The following is a 1257-nucleotide window of genomic DNA, read 5'->3' on the forward strand; positions in this document are numbered from 1 at the left end:
CTGATGGGGATCGGCCTGCGCGGGGGCGGCCAGCAGGCCGATCCCCATCAGGACCGCCCCGGCGGCGGCGCCGGGTCGGATGGGCTTCATGTGCGCTCCTTGGGGGGAGGTAGCGCGGCGGGGCGGCACTGCCCCGTCCGCTGTTCTCTTGCAGTTTTTGCAAGAGTTTGCGTGAGCGTGACGAAGCTAACAGACCGGAACGCTCTTGTGAACGGGTCTTGATCTGAACGTCACACCGCTCACCCAGCGCGACGGTTTCCGCCGCCACCTGCCGGGATGCGTTTCGGGCCGCCTTCCCCCATCAGGTCGACCCCGGGGGACACGCCCCCGTGACCTGGGACGACGCCCGCGCAAGTCCACGAAGTTCCTGGGAAAAATTTCGCAAGATTACGGAAACGCACACAGAAAAAACCGGTGGCGGCACGGTTCGCGCCGCCACCGGCGGTGGCGCCTGCGCGGTCTGCGGGGACCGCGCTCGGGGAGGGCCTACCAGAAGACGGCCACGCCGATGTTGACGATGGCGAGCACGCCCGCGATGACCGCGAGGTTCCTGGCGGGCTTGCGCAGGTTGAGCACGCCCACGACCACGACCGCCAGCGCGACCAGCAGCTTGACCGCGATCTTGACGTGGTTCAGCTCCCCGAGGTCGGCCATCTCGGCCACCCCGACCAGCAGCAGGCCGGTGACGAGCTGGAGCAGGGAGCTGTGCAGCAGGACCTTGGTCGACTTGGGGTTGTCGGTGATGACCTGCATGAGGAAGCCCGCGATGATCCCGGCCAGGCCGATCATGTGCAGGAAGACGAGCGCGGAGTAGAGAATGTCCATGCCGGAAACACTACTACGGCCTGTAGTTTTCCCTCGCCGGGTTCATGACACGCTGACGTAACAAAACCGGCGCCCCGTCTGGGCGGCCCCCACCCGCACACCCTCTCACCCGCGCGACAGCGCCCTCCTGCGCCGCCACAGCATCCAGGCCAGCCCCACCGCCAGGGCGACACCCGCGGCCCGCAGCAGGTTCGCGGGATCGGTGTACTCCGAGACCCGCGACATGGCGGTCTGTTCCGCGACCAGGACCGAGTCGCTGGCGCACGCGGCCGGGTCGGCGTCGCGTTCCAGCAGCAGGCAGGCGGTGCTGGTCAGGCGCTCCCCCGTCGCCTCCGGCGCGCGGACGCGCACCGTGTACACCGCCTCCTCCCCCTCGGGCACCGTCACCCGCCAGTTCACGATCCCGTCCCGGACCACCCCCTCCTCCCCGAC

At 69.1% G+C, this 1257-nt stretch carries 2 protein-coding genes; both read right to left on the reverse strand.

Features of this window, described 5'->3' with window-relative positions:
• Positions 1-486: 486 nt before the first annotated feature.
• Complete coding sequence (locus tag DQW06_RS28410; protein WP_013151980.1) at positions 487-825, reverse strand: hypothetical protein; 339 nt, start codon at positions 823-825, stop codon at positions 487-489.
• A 105-nt stretch (positions 826-930) separates the two neighbouring features.
• On the reverse strand, positions 931-1257 hold a 327-nt coding region (locus DQW06_RS28415), incomplete at its 5' end, for an LPXTG cell wall anchor domain-containing protein (protein WP_117199638.1).

The organism is Nocardiopsis sp. TNDT3 (genome assembly GCF_003427465.1).
Classification (GTDB): Bacteria; Actinomycetota; Actinomycetes; order Streptosporangiales; family Streptosporangiaceae; genus Nocardiopsis; species Nocardiopsis dassonvillei.